Genomic DNA, 728 nt, shown 5'->3' with positions numbered 1-728 from the left:
GCGCCGCAATCGCGCGGCGCACCCGATCCTCATGGCCTGACAGGCCCACGATCTGCATCAGATCAATAAGATCTTTTTTTAATTGCTCGCTCATCTGATTGCTCGCACCCGATCCATGAAATCCTTGGCCCGATCAGGATCAACCGCGTTCCATGTGTGCCCATCCACCTTGAGCGCCGATCCAATAATACAGCCATCCGAGACCCGCATAACATCGGCCACAGTTTCATGCTTAACGCCTGTATTCGCCAAAACGGGCGCATCGGGCACAGCCGCTTTGACGCTTTCGAGATCCTCCATTTTCGCGGCCTCACCCGTGATGGTGCCTGAGACTAGAACCGCATCAGGGATGGACGAAAACACGGCGCTGCGCGCACGATCCGCGACCGAGCGCTGATCAAGGCTATAGGCGAATTCGGCACTGATATTGAAAAACTTTGCAACATCGCCCGCGCCGACACGCGCGCCATAGCGATAGGCCGCACCCGCATCAGGCGCCCAAACCCCCATATCCGAGGCATAGGTGCCCGTGAAAATCTCACGCACAAAACGCGCGCCCGTTGCCGCCGCCAAAGCAAGGCTTGCTTTCGGATCCCACAAAACATTCACGCCAAAGGGTACAGTGATCTCATCGCGCAGCCGGCCGATGACATAGGCCATGGTCGCAGTCGCAACAGGTTGCAACGCCAAAGCCACGCGCAGCTTTTGCACCATATCCGCTTTGAGGC

General features: G+C 57.6%; 1 protein-coding gene. It reads right to left on the bottom strand.

The window, feature by feature from the left end:
• Positions 1-90: 90 nt before the first annotated feature.
• The coding region (locus ACR0B3_RS24405) for a BtpA family protein (RefSeq protein WP_480811297.1) at positions 91-728 on the bottom strand (638 nt) is incomplete at its 5' end.

The sequence above is a fragment of the Ruegeria sp. CE9 genome, from assembly GCF_056537425.1.
This window is presented reverse-complemented; position numbering and strand designations above follow the sequence as displayed.